Genomic DNA, 15,968 nt, shown 5'->3' with positions numbered 1-15,968 from the left:
ATGGGCCCTGGAACGGGGGTTCCTTCATGACGCAGCCTGGAATCCGATCCGGAACCATTACGGTGGATTTCCTTACGCCCACCCATCGGATCTCAGCCCAGATGACGCTGAGAGGCCGTGTGCTGGCAGACGTCCTGAACGACGTCCGCACCTCCTTCCTTCCCCTGGAGGCGGTGTTCCTCTCCCGTTTGGAAGAGCCTGCCCGCATCCTCAAAAGCTTTGGAGCAGCTATCCTCAGCAAGAACCATATCACGATGGCGATCGTGAACGTGGGCGTCGAGCTGGCGGTGAAGGCCATCTCCCCCACCTATGGCACCCGTAAGGTGTATGGCGTGTTCGTCACGATACCGGGTTTCGAGATCGAAGGGACGATGGAGTTCCACGGCCGTCCGGATCTCCACGCCCTCCTGGTCACCAATGTCGAGCGCTTCCTCCCGATCCTGAACGCCCAGGCGGTGATGACCGGGCGGCCGGAGAGCCGTTTCTCCGGCGAGCTGATCTTCATCAACCGCGATTTCATTGGCCTGTTCTCCCTCAGCGGAGAGGTAGCCCAGGGATGACTCGGATCCTGGTGATCGATGATGATCTCGAGTTGTTGCAGATGATCCGCCTGATGCTGGAGCAGGACGGATACGAGGTGTTCACCACCGCCGATGGGGCGGATGGGATCGCCAAGACGCGCCAGCTGCAGCCGGATCTGGTCATCCTGGATCTGATGATGCCGGAGGTTGACGGCTTCCAGGTGCTCCAGGCCATCCGCAACGATCCGATCGTCAGTGACACGCCGGTCCTGGTGCTCACCGCCCGGGCGCAGCCGGTGGATCGGGAGGCTGCCCTGGCTGCCCGAGCGGATGATTACCTGGCCAAGCCGGTCTCCCATAAGGAGCTCCGGGATCGAATCCGGGAGCTCCTGAACCGACGCCGGCGTGCGGGTGAGGCGGGGCATGTGGTGCTCTTCCTGGGCCTGCGCGGGGGGACGGGGACGACCACCCTGGCGGTTAACACCGCGCTGGCCCTGGCTCGGAGCGGCCCCACGGTGCTGTGGGACGCGAGCCTGAACTCCGGACACGCCGGGTTGCATCTGCGGCTGGCCCCTCGCTCCTCCTGGCTGGACTGGTGGGAGAGCGGGCGGTCGCCCGTCGAGCTGGAAAACTACCTGATGGCGCATCCCAGCGGGCTCCGCCTGCTCCCGGCTCCTCTGGTGCCTCCGACCGGGATGCTGGATGAGACTCAGGTGGGGCCGACACTGGATCTGCTGCGCGAGCGGTTCGTCTTTGTGGTGGTCGATGGCCCGGCCACCCTGCTGCCCATCGGCCTGGCCTTCTGCCGGCTGGCGGATGCGCTCTTCTTGGTGATGAGCCCCGAGGTGGGGGCGCTGCAAACGACCGTGATGACCCTACGGGCCCTGCAAGGGGTGGGGATCTCGATGGAGCGGGTTCAGGTGGTGCTGAATCACGCCGCCGGTCCGGGCACCCTGACCCCTCAGGCCATCGAACGGGCGCTGGGCCGCCCGCTCCTCCTGACCATTCCCTTCGATCCCCACCAGGCCACCGCTCTGGTCCAGGGGACGCCCCTGATCCTCAGCCATCCCAGCGGGCCCGTGGCCAGCGCGGTCCAGCGCCTGGTCGGTCAGATCGTCTCCGCCGTGCGCCCGTTGTAGAGGTGTCCCGCGCATGATTCGTGTGGTGTCTTTGGGCTCGCTGTGATTGCCGTCCCGGAGGGCGATGAATGAGCGTCTTCGACCTGTTCTGGATCTTCCTGATCTTCAGCACCATGTTCCCGGCCTTGCAGCGGCGCCTGCTGGAAGAGGCCCGCACGCGGCTCATCCGTCAGATTGAGCGCCGACGAGGGACCCGGCTCATCACCATGATCCATCGCCAGGAGACCATCGGGTTCTTCGGTCTCCCGATCTCCCGCTACATCGATATCGAGGACTCTGAGCAGGTGCTGCGGGCCATCCGCCTGACCCCTCCCGACATGCCCATCGATCTCATCCTCCACACACCGGGCGGGCTGGTCTTGGCCGCCGAGCAGATCGCCCAGGCCCTGGTGCGGCACCCGGCGAAGGTCACCGTCTTCATCCCCCACTATGCCATGTCGGGCGGGACGCTGATCGCCCTGGCCGCCGATGAGATCGTGATGGATGAGAACGCCGTCCTGGGGCCGGTGGACCCCCAGCTGGGCCAGTATCCCGCGGCCTCTATCCTGAAGGTCGTGGAGACCAAGCCCCTGGCCCACATCGAGGATCACACCCTGATCTTGGCGGATATCGCCCGCAAGGCGATGGCCCAGGTCCGCTCCACGGTGATCGAGCTGCTCACCGCCAACGGTATGGAGGAAGAGCGGGCGGCGGCCATCGCCGAGGCCTTAAGCAGCGGTCGCTGGACCCACGATTACCCCATCTCGGTGCGGGAGGCTCAGGCCCTGGGCCTGCCCGTCCGGGTGGGTCTGCCGGAGGAGATCTACCACCTGATGGAGATGTTCCCCCAGGCCACCCCGCGACGGCCTTCGGTGGAATACATCCCCATGCCCTACCGCCATGAGGGGCCCGGCCCTCGCCCGACTGCCGGCCGCTGAGCGCTCCCCGGACAGGCCGGCGGAGGCCAGGTCCGGGCGCCGGGTTCCCCTCCTCTCTGAAAGATTGTTGCCCCTTCTCTACGGATTTAAAATGACATAGCAGCCCGAATTTGTCCCTCAAATGGATTGGGTTCGGAAGGGCTCCCTCTCGGCGTGTGCCCAGAAGGGGGCCCTCCTGATCTTCTCTCACAGGAGCCCATTACCGCCGGGCCTTGTCGGGAGCGAGGCCTGGAAGGAGGGAGCGGCCATGGGGATGCGGTGGATCTATCTCGATCATTCCGCCACCACGCCGGTGGATCCTCGGGTGGTGGAGGCAATGCAGCCCTATTTCACCGAGATCTACGGCAACTCGGCGTCCATCCATCGCTTCGGCCGGGCGGCGGCCAGGGCCCTGGAGGAGAGCCGCCGGACGGTCGCGGAGATCCTGGGTTGTCATCCCACCGAGGTCGTGTTCACCGGGTCGGGGACCGAGAGCGACAACCTGGCCCTGCGGGGGGTGGCGTTCGCCCAGCGCCGGGCCGGCCGGGGCCATCATCTCATCGTCTCCTCCGTGGAGCATCATGCCGTGCTCAACACCGCCCGCCAGCTGGAGGAGGTCTTCGGCTTCGAGGTCACCTACCTGCCGGTGGATGAATACGGCATGGTGGACCCCGATGAGGTGGGGCGGGCGATCCGCAAGGACACCATCCTGATCAGCGTGATGTATGCCAACAACGAGGTGGGCACCATCCAGCCCATCGCCGAGATCGCCCGCATCGCCCGGGCCCGAGGGATCCCCTTCCACACCGATGCGGTCCAGGCGGGGGGGATGTTGGACCTGGACGTGAACCGGCTGGGGGTGGATCTGATGACCCTGTCGGCCCACAAGTTCTACGGCCCGAAAGGGGTGGGAGTGCTCTACATCCGCCAGGGGACGCCGTATCTGCCGGTCATTACCGGGGGCGGGCACGAGCGGGGCCGCCGGGCCGGCACGGTGAACGTAGCCGGGATCGTGGGGCTGGCCACGGCCCTGCGCCTGGCCCAGGAGAGCCGAGAGAGCGAGAACGCCCGGCTGCGGCGGCTGCGGGACCGCCTGATCCAGGGGATCCTGGAGCGGGTGCCGGAGGCGCGCCTGACCGGCCATCCCACCGAGCGCTTGCCCCATCACGCCAGCTTCGTGTTCCGGGGCATCAACGGCGAGGAGCTCCTGCTGGCTCTGGATGTGGAGGGGATCGCCGCCAGCACCGGCTCCGCCTGCACCAGCGGCCGGCCCGAGCCTTCGGAGGTGCTGCTGGCGATGGGCCTGCCCCACGAGTGGGCTGTCGGCTCCTTACGGCTCACCCTGGGCAAGTCCAACACCGAGGAGGACATCGAGACCGTCCTGGAGGTGCTGCCCCGGGCCGTCGCCCGCCTGCGGGAGATGCAGGCCATAGAGGTGTGAGGGCCACCGATGCTCGCCCAAGTCTGTTCCCGAAATGGGATCCCTATCCGCCTCACACAAGAGCGCTGGTTGCATATTCTGAGAGGACATCCGGAGCTCGCCGGCTGGGAACAGGAGATCCTGTATACCATCGAGCATCCAGAACAGATCTTTGCTGGTCCACTTGACGAGTTGCTCGCGCTCCGAGAAGTAGAGGCAGGCAAATGGCTTGTGGTTGTTTATCGAGAGTTTGAGCACGATGGTTTCGTTATCACGGCTTTCTTTACCAGAAAAATTAGCTCAATACGTAGAAATAAGAGGCAGATATGGCCATGAAAGAGATAGAGATTTATCTCGATCTATTGCCCTACATCCGGGAGACTCCGCAGCAAACAATCCAGCTCTCGTATGATGCAGAGGCGGATGTGTTGTATGTGAGTTTCGGCGATCCTCTTCCGGCTACCGAGAGCGAGCTGACGGATGAGGATATCATCGTTCGTTATCGCGAGGGACGTGTGATCGGTTACACCATCCTTCATGCCAGCCGAAGGGGCTTCCTCCGGGGGGAATAACCTGGGTCTGGATGTACGGAGGAGGGCCGATGCGCGTGGAGCGGATTCAGGGGGCGCTGGAAGACGTTCATTACCCGGAGGGGGATGGGCGGCCGGTGGCGGAGACGGAGATCCATCGGGACAACCTGTTCAACCTCCTCTTTGCCCTTCGTCACTTTTTTGAACATCGCCCGGATGTGGTGGTCAGCGGCAACCTGCTGATCTACTACGTGGAAGGGAACCCGCGGGCTGTGGTGGTGCCGGACCTCTTTGTGGTCTTCGGGATCCCGCGTCGGCCCCGTCGGATCTATAAAGTGTGGGAGGAAGGCAAAGGTCCCGATGTGGTGATCGAGCTGACCTCGGCCTCCACTCGCTGGGAAGATCTGGGGTCCAAGAAAGGCCTCTACGAGGCCCTGGGGGTTGCCAGCAGCTGCCGTTTTTATTATCATCGATTTCGGCCATGAAGCGCTCCGACCGGACCCGGAAGCAGAGTGGCCCGCCCGGAACCGGGCCCGGCGGGCGCCGGAGGCGCTGGCATGCGGGTGATGCAGGCCTTTCGCTTTGAGCTGGACCCCAACCAGGAGGCCCGAATCGCCTTGGCGAAGCACGTGGGCGCCGCCCGCTTCGCCTACAACTGGGGCCTGGCCCGCTGCCGGGAGGCCCTGGCACACGGCGAGCGGATCCCATCCGCGATGGACCTCCACAGGATGTGGAACGCGTGGAAGCGGCAGCACGCCCCCTGGTGGGTGGAGGTGTCCAAGTGCGCCCCCCAGGAGGCCTTCCGGGACCTGGAGCGGGCTATCCGCAACTGGCGGGATGGTCGGGCCAGCTTTCCCCGCTTCCGGCGCAAGAAGGTCCTTGAGGACAACGGGGCGAGACTCACCGGCTCCATCCGGGTCACCCCCCGGCACGTCCAGCTTCCCCGCATCGGCAAGGTGCGCACCAAAGAGCGGACCGACAGGCTGGTCGCCCTCCTCCACGATCGGAAAGCCCGCATCCTTTCGGCCACGGTTTCCCGGGAGGCGGATCGCTGGTTTGTGAGCCTGACCTGCGAGGTGGAGCGCCTGGATCCCGAGCCCCGGGAGGCCCGGGGGCCGGAGGACGTGGTGGGCATCGATGTGGGGCTGGATTCGTTCGCCGTGCTCTCCGATGGCACGCGGATCGAGGCGCCGAAGCCGCTGGCGAGGGCTCTGCGGCTTTTGAAGCGCCGTTCGAAGCAGCTCTCCCGCAAGCAGAAGCGGACGGTGGTGGAGCAGGATCCGGAGACGGGGGAGGAGCGGAAGCGGACGGTTTTCCCCCGCAACTACGAGAAGGCCGCCCTGCGCTTGGCCCGATTGCACCGTCGGGTGCGGAACATCCGCCGGGACTTTCTCCACAAGGTCACCACCGAGCTGGCGAAAGCCAAGCCGGTTCTGGTGGTGGAGGATTTGAACGTGCGGGGCCTGGCGCGGAGCCCCTATCTTTCCCGGTCCATCTCGGATGTGGGGTGGGGGTCCTTCCGGCGGATGCTGGAATACAAGTGCCGCTGGTATGGGTCCGTATTGATTACGGCGCCGTGGCATTTTCCATCCACCCGGATGTGCTCGCGGTGCGGCTGGATTGGCCCGGCGCTGCCGCTGTCCCGGCGGGTCTTCCGTTGTGAAGCCTGCGGGCTGGAGATGGACCGGGATCTCAACGCGGCCCTCAACCTGCGAAACTATGGGCTGGCCGTCCTGAAAGGCCCTACCGGGAGTTCCCCGGGAAGTGACGCCTGTGGAGACCCCTCTGGCGGCGGAACGGCCTCTGGTCGGTCTACGAGCCACGGGTCGAGGAAGCAGGAAGCAGCCGGTCATGGGTTTCGCCCCTCGGGGTGAAACAAATGACAATGCGCTGCGGAACGGTGCAGGAGTATTTCCTGTTCGATCCCTTCGGGGAATACCTGAATCCGCCCCTGCGGGGGTTTCGCCTGTCTGCGGAAGGCTACCGTCCCATCCCGCCGCAGACGGCGGAGCCCCTGACTCTGCGCAGCGAGCTCCTGGGCCTGGATCTGCGAGCGGAGGGGGAGTGGCTGCGGCTGGTCGAGCCCGGAAGCGGCCGGAAGTTGCCCACGCCGGATGAGGTGTGGGCCGCCTGGAAAGGAGCAGGATGACCCGTGTGGTGGTGGCGATGAGCGGCGGCGTGGACAGCAGCGTCGCCGCCGCCCTGCTGGTGGAGCAGGGCTACGAGGTGATCGGCATCATGTTGCGTCTGTGGGGCGAGGGAGAGAGCGCCGGCGCCTCGACCAACCGCTGCTGCACCCTGGAGGACATGGAGCTGGCCTACCGGGTGGCCGACCATCTCGGCATCCCCTTCTACGTGCTCAACGTGGCCGATTTCTTCAAGAAGACGGTGGTGGATTTCTTCATCGCCGAATACCTGGCCGGCCGCACGCCGAACCCCTGCCTCCGGTGCAACCGCTTCGTCCGCTTCGATTGGCTGTTGCGGCGGGCCCTGGCCCTGGGAGCGGAGTTCCTGGCCACCGGCCACTACGCTCGGGTCCGCCAGGTCGATGGGCGCTACCAGCTCCTGCGGGGGGTGGATCCCCGCAAAGATCAGTCCTACGTGCTCGCCGTGCTGGGACAGGCGGAGCTGCGCCACGCCCTGTTCCCCGTGGGCGAATACACCAAGGAGCAGGTCCGGGAGCTGGCCCGCCGCTTCGGGCTCCCGGTGGCCGAGAAGCCGGAGAGCCAGGACCTGTGCTTCCTCTCGGACGGGGATTATCGGGCCTTCCTGCGCCGCCACGCCCCGGAGGCCCTCCGACCGGGCCCGATCCTGGACACCCGGGGTCGGGTTCTGGGGGAGCACCAGGGGCTGGCCTTCTACACCATCGGCCAGCGTCGCGGCCTCGGGATCGCCGCCGGGGTTCCCCTCTACGTGGTGGATCTGGATCCGGAGCGCAATGCGGTGATCGTGGGGACGGTGGAGGAGCTGGGCCGCCGCGTCGCCCTGCTGGAGGGCCTCCATTTCGTCAGCGGCGAGATTCCCTCGGAGCCCTTCCGAGCCACCGTCAAGATCCGGTATCGGGCCCGGGAGGTGCCCGCCTGGATCCTGCCCATGCCCGACCGCCGGGCGCAGGTGATCTTCGACGAGCCCATGCGGGACCTCACGCCCGGGCAGGCGGCGGTGATGTATGAGGGGGAGGTGGTGCTGGGTCTGGGGATCATCGTCCGCGCGGAGCGGGAGCCGCCTCCTGAGGCCATGGAGGCCATCGCCGCGCGCGCCGCCCTCCTGTGAGGGTCGAGCCTTCTTCATTGCGCCTCTGATTCCCCCGTGATATCCTGGGCTCCCGGCGAGACCCATAAGGGAGGCCGGATGAGCGAGCCCTTTCTTTCGATTATCATCCCCGCCCACAACGAGGAGGGCCGGCTCCCGCGGGCCCTGGAGCAGATCGATCGTTTCCTGCGGGCGTGGGACCGCTCCGCCGAGGTGATCGTGGTGGAGAACGGCAGCACGGATCGCACGGCGGAGATCGCCGAGGCCTTCGCCCGGGATCACCCCTACGTCCGTTTGATCCGGGAGCCCCGCCGGGGGAAGGGGCTGGCCGTCCGCCGGGGGATGCTGGCCGCCCGGGGCCGTTATCGCTATATCTGCGATGCCGACCTCTCCACCCCCATCGAGGAGGTGGTGAAGTTCCTCCCCCCGCAGCTGGATGGCTTCGACATCGCCATCGGGAGCCGGGAGGCCCCCGGTGCCCGCCGCATCGGCGAGCCCCTCTATCGCCATGTGATCGGACGGGTTTTCAATGCCATCGTCCGCTTCCTGGCCCTCCCGGACTTTCAGGACACCCAGTGCGGCTTCAAGATGTTCCGGGCCGAGGTGGCGGAGGATCTCTTCCGAGTCCAGCAGCTGGACGGCATGAGCTTCGACGTGGAGGTGCTCTTCATCGCGCGGCAGCGCGGCTATCGCATCGTGGAGGTCCCCGTGACCTGGTATTTCAACCCGGAGAGCCGGGTCCGGCTGTTCCGGGACAGCCTGAACATGTTCCGCGATCTGTTTCGGATCCGCTGGAATGCCTGGAAAGGCCGCTATGCCCGGCCGGAAATCCGCCTCCCTTCCGCGTCCGACCCTGGTTGAGGAGAGGGCCTTCTGGCGGCAGGGCTATCGAAGGGTCGCCGGCCTGGATGAGGCGGGCCGGGGCGCGTGGGCGGGGCCGGTGGTGGCCGCCGCGGTGATCCTCCCGCCGGAGCCGGCGCGTTTGCGCGCGGCGCTGGCCGCGGTGCGGGACTCCAAGATGCTGACCCCGGCGGAGCGGGAGGCGCTCTTGCCGGAGATCCTGCGGGTGGCCCTCGCGGTGGGGGTGGGGATGGCCGGACCGGAGGAGATCGACGCCCTGGGCATCGTCCCGGCCACCCGCCTGGCGATGGAGCGGGCGCTGCGGGCTCTTCCGATCCCCGCGGAGGCCCTGATCGTGGACGCCCTGACCCTGCCGGTCTCGCTCCCGCAGCGGGTTCTGGTGCGGGCGGACGCGCGCTGCCTCTCCGTGGCGGCCGCCTCCATCGTGGCCAAGGTGACGCGGGATCGGTGGATGGTGGAAGCGGATCGGCTCTACCCGGCCTACGGCTTCGCCCGGCACAAGGGCTACGGCACCCCGGCCCACCGGCGCGCCCTCCGCCTCCACGGCCCCAGCCCCATCCACCGCCGAACCTTCGCCCCGGTCCATGGCCTCCTCTTCCGCGAGGGGGAGGAACCGTCCTTCTGTGGGGACATTCGAGGCGGGTGATCCGAGGATGCGCGTCGCGCTGGTCCATGACTGGCTGAATCAGATGGGCGGGGCGGAGGTGGTGCTGGAGGCCCTGAAGGAGATCTTCCCCGGGGCCCCCATCTACACCAGTATCTACGACCGCCACCGCATGCCGGCCCGCTACCGGGAGTGGGAGATCCGCACCACCTGGCTGGACGCCCTCCCCTTCATCCACCGCCATCATCAGCTCTATCTTCCCCTTTACCCCATGGCCTTCGACGCCCTCAACCTCTCGGATTACGATGTGGTGCTGTCGAACAAGAGCGGGTTCTGCCACGGGGTGGTCACTGGCCCCTCCACCGTCCACGTGTGCTATTGTCTGACCCCCACCCGTTACGTCTGGGGCTACGAGGAATACGTGGCCCGGGAGCGGCTGCCCCGCTTCCTCCGGGGCGGGTTGCGGCCGCTGATCGCCGCCCTGCGGCTCTGGGATCGCCTGGCCGCCGATCGGGTGGATCTCTTCATCGCCATCTCCTCGGAGGTGGCCCGGCGCATCCGCAAGTTCTACCGGCGTCCGTCCCTCCTCCTGCATCCTCCGGTGGAGGTGTCCCGCTTCCAGCCCGCCTCCCAGGTCGAAGACTACTACCTGATCGTCTCCCGGCTGGTCCCTTACAAGCGGATCGACCTGGCCATCCAGGCCTTCAACCGGCTGGGGCGGCCCCTGGTGATCGTCGGGGACGGTCGGGATCGGCCCCGGCTGGAGGCGATGGCGGGCCCGACCGTCACCTTCCGGGGGCGCGTCTCCGATGCGGAGCTGGCGGAGCTCTACGCCCGGTGCCGCGCGTTCATCTTCCCGGGGGTCGAGGACTTCGGGATCGCCCCGGTGGAGGCCATGGCGGCGGGACGGCCGGTGGTCGCCTTCGCCGCCGGCGGCGCCTTAGACACCGTGGTGGAGGGGGTGACCGGGGTGTTCTTCCGGGAACCCACCCCCGAGAGCCTGGCGGAGGCGGTCCGGCACCTGGAGGAGCTCCGCTTCGATCCCTGGGACATCCGCCGCTATGCCGAGCGGTTTGACAGGCGGAGGTTCCAGGAAAAAATAGAGGAAATTGTGGAAGCGGCGTGGGAAGCTGCCCGCCGGGGCCAGGAGGTGGAATCCACCCTGCTGGCCCGGTTTCAGGATCTCACCGTTGCGCTCCGGAGCCCTGTGGGATGACCCTGGAAGATCTGGCCCGTGTCCTGAAACGCTGGGGATGGCTGGCCTTGATCCCGACGGCGATAGGGGTTCTGGCTGCGGCGTTGGCCCGGCCCGCCCCGCCGGCCTATCAGGCCTCCATCCGCTTCGCCGTGGGGGTTCGGCCGGGAGGGTCGGCCGACTATGATTACGACGGCTACTATCGGTGGCTGTCCAGTGAATACCTGGCCGCCGCCGCCTCGGCCTGGATGCGCAGCCGGGATTTCGCGGAACGGGTGGCGGCGGTCCTTTCCGCGCAAGGCCCCGCGCTCTCCGCGCCCGCCGTTCAGGGAGCGATCGCCACGGATTACCAGCGCTCCCTGGTGGTCCTGTATGTCACGGCTCCGGATCCCCGGACGGCCGAGGCCATCGCGCAGGCGGCGGCCTGGGTGGCCCGCGAGGAGGTGGGCCGGGTGTGGCCCCAGGCGGTGGGGACCGGGACCCTCACGCCGCTGGATGTGCCGGCGGCCTCGCCGACGGCTCCCTCCCTGCGCGCCCGCCTGGAGGGGCTCTTCCGGATCGCCCTGGGGCTCCTGCTGGGGCTGACCCTGGCGTTCCTGGCCGATTTCACCGATCCGCGGATCTGGGATCGCCGGGACGTGGAGCGGCTGGGCCTGCGGGTCCTGGGGGAGATCCCCAAGGGAGGAGGGATAGGCGCCGAATGAATCCGGCCTGGCGAGGTCCTTCGGCCGGCGGTCGGCCTTGGGTGTCGAATGAATTCGACCTCAAGGGCCTTGGGCCGGCGGTCGGCCTGCGCCGACCGATACCGTTGCGTCGGCGGAGGCCGACGCCCGGCGCGGAGCGCCTTGGGAGGCTGATTTCAATCAGCGCAAAAGCCTTCGGCCGAGGGTCGGCCTGCGCCGACCGGGAAAGCATCTTTTGCGTCGGCGGAGGCCGACGCTTGGCGCGCAAGCGCCTTGGAAGGCCGATTTCAATCGGCGCGAAGGGGCCGACGCCCGGCGCAGGGCAACCCTGGGTTTGTGGCATGAGCCGGGGCAGCGTTCGGCGCGGCCTTGCTCGTAGGCCGAAAGAAATTTCGGTCTCCATCCTCAGGATCGGTTCGGAACAGGGTTTGAGGGTGAAGGAGGCCAATCCCTGTAGGAGCGGCTTCCGCCGCGACCTTGTGGGATCGAAGAAGATTGGGATTGCAGGCTGAAGGCCTTCCCTTCAGATAAGGATCGCTGTGGCCCTCGGGAGACCGGTTCAGGGCTGAAGCCCCCCTTCAAAAGTGGCTGGTTACGCCATTGCGGGCAAGGGTTCGGGGCCGAAAGCCCTCTCTACGGAGAGGTTGTCGCCGCGGCCGATGCCGGGTTGGCACAAGCAGGACCAAGAGGGGATCCCGGACAGGAGGTCAGCGGATCGATGAGCCTGTGGGATCTGATCTACATCCTGCGCCGATGGGGCTGGCTGATCCCGGTCCTGGCCGGGGCCACCGCCTTAAGCGCCTTCGTCTTCAGCCGGTTGCAGACGCCGGTTTATCGGGCGGTGGCGACGATCGCCGTGCAGCCCGCCCGGCCGGACTTCGGCCAGAGCCAGGCGGCCAAAACCCTGCTCAGCAGCTACGTGCAGATCATGTCCAGCACCTACGGCGGGGGGGATCTCCACCAGCCCTCCGCCAGCCGCGTGATCCAGGCCCTGCAGCTGGACATGACGCCCGAGCAGCTGAAGCGGAACGCGATCTTCTCCGCCGATGAGCGCAGTCTGCTCATCGAGCTGGAGGTCCGCTCCTATGCCCCGGAGGTGGCCCAGCAGATCGCCCGCACGTGGGCGGAGTTGTTCGTGGAATGGCGGCGGACGGAGAACCAGCGGCTGCGCCAGGAGGATCAGATCGATGCCCTGCTGGTGGATCAGCCGGTCGCCGGCCGGTTCCGCCCGCAGACGACGTTCAACGTGGCGGCCGGAGCCGTGCTGGGGCTGGTGCTGGGCGGAGCCCTGGCCTTGCTGGCCGGATGGCTGGAGCTGGGGGCCGCCCGGGCCTCCGAACAGTGGCTGCTCCTCCAGCACTACCTCCGGCTGTTGCGTCGGCGGGGCTGGGCCCTGGTGGCCTTCCCCGTGCTGGCCGCCGGAGCCGCTTTCGTCTTCAGCCGGCTGCAGACGCCGGTTTACCGGGCGGTGGCGACCATCGCCGTGCAGCCCGCCCGGCCGGACTTCGGCCAGAGCCAGGCGGCCAAAACCCTGCTCAACAGCTACCTGGCGATCCTCTCCAGCGTCTACGGCGGCGACCATCCCGATCAGCCCTCGGCGCGCCGAGTGATCCAGGAGCTGGGGCTGACGATGGCCCCCGAAGCGCTGCGGCGGAACATGTCCCTCTCCCTGGACGAGCGCAGCATGGTGATCCGCCTGGAGGTCCGGGCCCCGGACGGCGAGCTGGCGAAGCGGATCGCCAAACGGTGGGCGGAGCAATTCGTGGAGTGGCGGCGGAGCGAGAACAAGAAGCTCCGCCAGGAGGACCGAATCGACGCCCTGCTGGTGGATGAGCCGATCTACACCCGGTTTCGGCCCCAGACGCGGGTGAACGTCGCCATCGGCGGGCTGCTGGGGTTCGCCCTCGGGCTGGGGGTGATGTTCTTCCAGGAAGGCCTGGAGAACCTGCGCCGGTGGATGGCGGCCCCGGCGGCCGCCCGCCTCCCTGGGCCGATCCCTGGCCCGACCCCCCGGCCATAGGGGAGGCTTCCGCATGGAACGGTCGCTCCCGCAACCCGTCGCCGAGGCGTATCGCATCCTGCGGATGAACCTGGAGGCCCTGCGGCTGGAGCATCCGCTGCAGGCGCTCCTCCTGGCCCCCGCCTCCCCGGGGGAGGCGGCCGACGCCGTGGCGGCCCATCTGGCCATCGCCTTCGCCGAGGCCGGCCGCCAGACCCTCCTGGTGGACGCGGACCTGGAGCGCCCGGGGCTGCACCGGCGGTTCGGCCTTTCGCCTGCCTCCGGGCTGGCCGCCCTGATCGGCGAGGGGGGCGGATCCATCGACGCCAGCCTGATGGCCACGGGGGTCCCGGGGTTATGGCTGCTGCCGGCCGGCGCCGCGGAGCCGCCTCCGGCCGCCCTGCCGGCCCGGCGGGCGGGGGAGCTCGTGCAGGCCCTCCGGCGGCGGGCCGAGCGCATCCTGATCTGCGCGCCTGCGCCCCAGCGCTCCAGCCGGACCCTGGCTCTGGCGGAGCATTGTGACGGGGCCCTCCTGGTCGTCCGCGCCCGCCGCACCCATCGGGCCGATCTGCTCCGCGCCCGGGAGGCCCTGGAACGGCTCCACGTCCCGGTCCTCGGTGTGATCCTGTGGCATTGAGCGATTTCGAGAACAGTCCGAACAAGGAGGGAAGAGGATGAGCGGGATCAAAGCGCTGATCCTGAGCGGGGGGAAGGGGACCCGCCTTTACCCCCTGACCTTCACCAGCGCCAAGCAGCTGCTCCCCATCGCCAACAAGCCGGTGCTCTTCCGAGTGATCGAGACGGTGAGAGACGCGGGGATCACCGACGTCGGGATCGTGGTGGGGGACACCGCCCCCGAGGTGATGGCGGCGGTGGGGGATGGGAGCCGCTGGGGCGTGCGGGTCACCTACATCCGCCAGGAGGCGCCCCTGGGCCTGGCCCACGCGGTGAAGATCTCCCGGGATTACCTGGGCCAGACCCCCTTCGTGATGTTTTTGGGCGACAACGTCATCCAGGGCGGGATCCGCCACCTGGTGCGGATGTTCCTGGAGAGCGAATACGACGCCCAGATCGTCCTCAAGGAGGTCCCGGACCCTCAGCACTACGGCGTGGCGGAGCTGGAAAACGGGCGCATCGTCCGGCTGGTAGAGAAGCCCCGGGAGCCCCGCAGCAACCTGGCCCTGGTGGGGATCTATCTGTTCCGGCCGCCGATCTTCGAGGCCGTCGAGGCCATCCGCCCCAGCTGGCGGGGCGAGCTGGAGATCACCGACGCCATCCAGTATCTGGTGGAGAAGGGCTACAAGGTCTATCCGTATATCCACACGGGGTGGTGGATCGACACGGGCAAGCCCATCGACCTGCTGGCGGCCAACAGCCTGGTGCTGGAGGAGCTGGAGCCGCGGGTGGAGGGCTATGTGGATCGGGACTCGGCCCTGGAGGGGAAGGTGGTGATCGAGCGGGGGGCGGAGATCATCAACAGCCGCATCCGCGGACCGGCCATCATCGGCGAGCACACCCGCATCATCAACAGCTACATCGGCCCCTTCACCAGCATCTATCATCACTGCGAGATCATCAACAGCGAGATCGAGCACAGCATCGTCCTGGAGCACTGCCGCATCGAGGACATCCCCCGCATCGCCGACAGCCTGATCGGCCGGCGGGTGGTGATCACCCACTCCCCCATGAAGCCCCGGGCCTATAAGTTCACCCTGGGGGACTACAGTCAGGTGGGGATTCTTTGAGGGGCATCCTGTCCTCGAATCGGGCGTGAACACGCGGATGAGGCGGCTCGGCCTTATCGGGGGCTTGCCGGGGAGCAGCCGGGCGGGATTCCTTTCGGCCCCTCGCGGTGCCTTCTCGCGCCCTGCGCCTTCGCTCCGGGGAGGGGGTCCCGATGGCACCGGCGATCGTTTCTGAGGGAAGGGCTTTCTGCCCGCAATGGTCGCTTTTTGTAGGAGGGGCTTTAGCCCCGAATCGGCGTCCCGATGGCAACAGTGATCATTGGGAAGGAGGAGCCCTTTATCCCAAACCCCTTCTCCTCGATCCCGCCATGGTCGCGGCTAAAGCCGCTCCTACCGATTGAAATCGGCCTTCCAAGTCGCTTGCGCGCCAAGCGTCGGCCTTTGCCGACGCAAATGACACCTCCCGGTCGGCGCAGGCCGACCGCCGGCCGAAGGCCTCACCAGGTCGAATTCATTCGACGCTTAGGGCCGACCGCGGGCCGAAGGCCTCCGGAGGCCGCATTCATTCGGCGCTCTGCTCCTCCTTCGCGAGCCCCTGAAGCAGCGCCCACACCTCCTCATCCGCCACCGCTCCTTCCACCAGCGCCAGGGCTTGCTCATCGATGGCATCTAAGGCCAGCCCCTGGCGCAGCGCCTGGGGGTCCCGCTCCCCCGCCCGCAGCCGCCCCAGGGCCTCCGCCAGCGCCCGCCACTCCTCCCGCTGGCGCATCCCGGCCAGCGCCTCCTCCACCGCCTGCACGACTTCCAGCCCCGCCGTGCCCCGCGCCACGGCCGCCACCGCCCGCAGCAGCGGCGCCAGCCCCATGACCGTGGGGGAGAGCGCGAGGGAAGGGTCGACCCAGAGCGTCTCCTTCACCAGTTCCCAATCCGGCTCTCGTTTCGCCCGCCCGCACGCGGACAGATAGTTGCGCAGCATATATCGCATGTCATCCGCGAACGCCGCGGGCAGGTGCCGGAAGAACGGCAGCAGGGTGCGCACGGCTTCCTCATAGGCCGCCAGGGCGTTCTCCGGCTCTCCCATTTCGGAGAGCCTATCACCCAGGTTGTTGAGGCTCGATGCCAAGTTGGGGAGGAAGGCCTGGGGGTGTTGGACGGCCAGCTGGCGGTAGAGTTCCACCGCTTC

The 15,968-nt window shown here is 67.6% G+C and carries 16 protein-coding genes and 1 pseudogene; 16 read left to right on the top strand and 1 reads right to left on the bottom strand.

Annotated elements, in window-relative coordinates; all coding sequences use genetic code 11:
* Window positions 1-26: 26 nt before the first annotated feature.
* From CFB18_RS08780 to CFB18_RS08700, 16 genes are all read left to right on the top strand, one after another.
* Complete coding sequence (locus CFB18_RS08780) at window positions 27-560, top strand: hypothetical protein (protein ID WP_143597564.1); 534 nt, start codon at window positions 27-29, stop codon at window positions 558-560.
* Window positions 557-1,660 (top strand): CpaE/TadZ family protein, encoded by a 1,104-nt coding sequence (locus tag CFB18_RS08775; protein WP_088571439.1) that lies wholly within the window; start codon window positions 557-559, stop codon window positions 1,658-1,660. The genes CFB18_RS08780 and CFB18_RS08775 overlap by 4 nt, the downstream gene beginning before the upstream one ends.
* Window positions 1,661-1,728: 68 nt before the next feature.
* Window positions 1,729-2,577, top strand: coding sequence for an SDH family Clp fold serine proteinase (locus CFB18_RS08770; RefSeq protein WP_088571438.1), 849 nt, complete (start codon window positions 1,729-1,731; stop codon window positions 2,575-2,577).
* 247 nt (window positions 2,578-2,824) lie between these two features.
* Window positions 2,825-3,997 carry a cysteine desulfurase family protein gene (locus tag CFB18_RS08765; protein WP_088571437.1) on the top strand — a complete coding sequence of 391 codons (1,173 nt, stop codon included), beginning with the start codon at window positions 2,825-2,827 and terminating at the stop codon, window positions 3,995-3,997.
* A gap of 305 nt (window positions 3,998-4,302) precedes the next feature.
* Window positions 4,303-4,548 carry a DUF2283 domain-containing protein gene (locus CFB18_RS08755; protein WP_088571435.1) on the top strand — a complete coding sequence of 82 codons (246 nt, stop codon included), beginning with the start codon at window positions 4,303-4,305 and terminating at the stop codon, window positions 4,546-4,548.
* Window positions 4,549-4,577: 29 nt separating this feature from the next.
* A complete protein-coding gene (locus CFB18_RS08750) occupies window positions 4,578-4,991 on the top strand; it encodes a Uma2 family endonuclease (RefSeq protein ID WP_159461661.1) in 414 nt (137 codons plus the stop codon).
* Between the two features lie 72 nt (window positions 4,992-5,063).
* On the top strand, window positions 5,064-6,380 hold the full coding sequence (locus CFB18_RS08745) for an RNA-guided endonuclease InsQ/TnpB family protein (protein WP_088571433.1): 1,317 nt from the start codon (window positions 5,064-5,066) through the stop codon (window positions 6,378-6,380).
* Between the two features lie 5 nt (window positions 6,381-6,385).
* Window positions 6,386-6,655, top strand: coding sequence for a hypothetical protein (locus tag CFB18_RS08740; RefSeq protein ID WP_143597563.1), 270 nt, complete (start codon window positions 6,386-6,388; stop codon window positions 6,653-6,655).
* Entirely contained in the window at window positions 6,652-7,779 is a 1,128-nt protein-coding gene (gene mnmA, locus CFB18_RS08735) for a tRNA 2-thiouridine(34) synthase MnmA (RefSeq protein ID WP_088571431.1), read from the top strand. The genes CFB18_RS08740 and mnmA overlap by 4 nt, the downstream gene beginning before the upstream one ends.
* 78 nt (window positions 7,780-7,857) lie before the next feature.
* The gene (locus CFB18_RS08730; RefSeq protein WP_088571430.1) at window positions 7,858-8,619 is read left to right on the top strand and encodes a dolichyl-phosphate beta-glucosyltransferase; all 762 of its coding nucleotides are present in this window, start codon (window positions 7,858-7,860) and stop codon (window positions 8,617-8,619) included.
* On the top strand, window positions 8,573-9,265 hold the full coding sequence (locus tag CFB18_RS08725; RefSeq protein WP_088571429.1) for a ribonuclease HII: 693 nt from the start codon (window positions 8,573-8,575) through the stop codon (window positions 9,263-9,265). The genes CFB18_RS08730 and CFB18_RS08725 overlap by 47 nt, the downstream gene beginning before the upstream one ends.
* A gap of 7 nt (window positions 9,266-9,272) precedes the next feature.
* On the top strand, window positions 9,273-10,439 hold the full coding sequence (locus CFB18_RS08720) for a glycosyltransferase (protein ID WP_088571428.1): 1,167 nt from the start codon (window positions 9,273-9,275) through the stop codon (window positions 10,437-10,439).
* Window positions 10,436-11,122: a YveK family protein gene (locus CFB18_RS08715; RefSeq protein WP_088571427.1), complete on the top strand. Its 687-nt coding sequence runs from the start codon at window positions 10,436-10,438 to the stop codon at window positions 11,120-11,122. The genes CFB18_RS08720 and CFB18_RS08715 overlap by 4 nt, the downstream gene beginning before the upstream one ends.
* Before the next feature lie 697 nt (window positions 11,123-11,819).
* Window positions 11,820-13,121: a YveK family protein gene (locus CFB18_RS08710; RefSeq protein ID WP_088571426.1), complete on the top strand. Its 1,302-nt coding sequence runs from the start codon at window positions 11,820-11,822 to the stop codon at window positions 13,119-13,121.
* A gap of 13 nt (window positions 13,122-13,134) precedes the next feature.
* On the top strand, window positions 13,135-13,737 hold the full coding sequence (locus tag CFB18_RS08705) for a CpsD/CapB family tyrosine-protein kinase (RefSeq protein ID WP_088571425.1): 603 nt from the start codon (window positions 13,135-13,137) through the stop codon (window positions 13,735-13,737).
* Between the two features lie 46 nt (window positions 13,738-13,783).
* Entirely contained in the window at window positions 13,784-14,845 is a 1,062-nt protein-coding gene (locus CFB18_RS08700; RefSeq protein ID WP_088571477.1) for a glucose-1-phosphate thymidylyltransferase, read from the top strand.
* Window positions 14,846-15,347: 502 nt separating this feature from the next.
* Here the strand turns inward: CFB18_RS08700 and CFB18_RS08695 are convergent.
* Window positions 15,348-15,968 (bottom strand): annotated as a pseudogene (locus tag CFB18_RS08695) (tetratricopeptide repeat protein); the annotation flags it as partial.

This window comes from Thermoflexus hugenholtzii JAD2 (assembly GCF_900187885.1).
In the GTDB taxonomy this organism is placed as follows: domain Bacteria; phylum Chloroflexota; class Anaerolineae; order Thermoflexales; family Thermoflexaceae; genus Thermoflexus; species Thermoflexus hugenholtzii.
Note: the sequence above shows the minus strand (reverse complement) of the source record. Positions and strands in the feature narration are given on the sequence as shown.

What these genes read in the sequence shown, in the direction of transcription:
- CFB18_RS08755 (WP_088571435.1), top strand. Translation starts at nt 4,303, where the DNA reads ATGGCCATGAAAGAGATAGAGATTTATCTCGATCTATTGCCCTACATC.
- CFB18_RS08730 (WP_088571430.1), top strand. Translation starts at nt 7,858, where the DNA reads ATGAGCGAGCCCTTTCTTTCGATTATCATCCCCGCCCACAACGAGGAG.
- CFB18_RS08710 (WP_088571426.1), top strand. Translation starts at nt 11,820, where the DNA reads ATGAGCCTGTGGGATCTGATCTACATCCTGCGCCGATGGGGCTGGCTG.
- CFB18_RS08750 (WP_159461661.1), top strand. Translation starts at nt 4,578, where the DNA reads ATGCGCGTGGAGCGGATTCAGGGGGCGCTGGAAGACGTTCATTACCCG.
- CFB18_RS08715 (WP_088571427.1), top strand. Translation starts at nt 10,436, where the DNA reads ATGACCCTGGAAGATCTGGCCCGTGTCCTGAAACGCTGGGGATGGCTG.
- CFB18_RS08725 (WP_088571429.1), top strand. Translation starts at nt 8,573, where the DNA reads ATGCCCGGCCGGAAATCCGCCTCCCTTCCGCGTCCGACCCTGGTTGAG.
- CFB18_RS08780 (WP_143597564.1), top strand. Translation starts at nt 27, where the DNA reads ATGACGCAGCCTGGAATCCGATCCGGAACCATTACGGTGGATTTCCTT.
- CFB18_RS08740 (WP_143597563.1), top strand. Translation starts at nt 6,386, where the DNA reads ATGACAATGCGCTGCGGAACGGTGCAGGAGTATTTCCTGTTCGATCCC.
- CFB18_RS08705 (WP_088571425.1), top strand. Translation starts at nt 13,135, where the DNA reads ATGGAACGGTCGCTCCCGCAACCCGTCGCCGAGGCGTATCGCATCCTG.
- CFB18_RS08720 (WP_088571428.1), top strand. Translation starts at nt 9,273, where the DNA reads ATGCGCGTCGCGCTGGTCCATGACTGGCTGAATCAGATGGGCGGGGCG.
- CFB18_RS08745 (WP_088571433.1), top strand. Translation starts at nt 5,064, where the DNA reads ATGCGGGTGATGCAGGCCTTTCGCTTTGAGCTGGACCCCAACCAGGAG.
- CFB18_RS08775 (WP_088571439.1), top strand. Translation starts at nt 557, where the DNA reads ATGACTCGGATCCTGGTGATCGATGATGATCTCGAGTTGTTGCAGATG.
- mnmA (WP_088571431.1), top strand. Translation starts at nt 6,652, where the DNA reads ATGACCCGTGTGGTGGTGGCGATGAGCGGCGGCGTGGACAGCAGCGTC.
- CFB18_RS08770 (WP_088571438.1), top strand. Translation starts at nt 1,729, where the DNA reads ATGAGCGTCTTCGACCTGTTCTGGATCTTCCTGATCTTCAGCACCATG.
- CFB18_RS08765 (WP_088571437.1), top strand. Translation starts at nt 2,825, where the DNA reads ATGGGGATGCGGTGGATCTATCTCGATCATTCCGCCACCACGCCGGTG.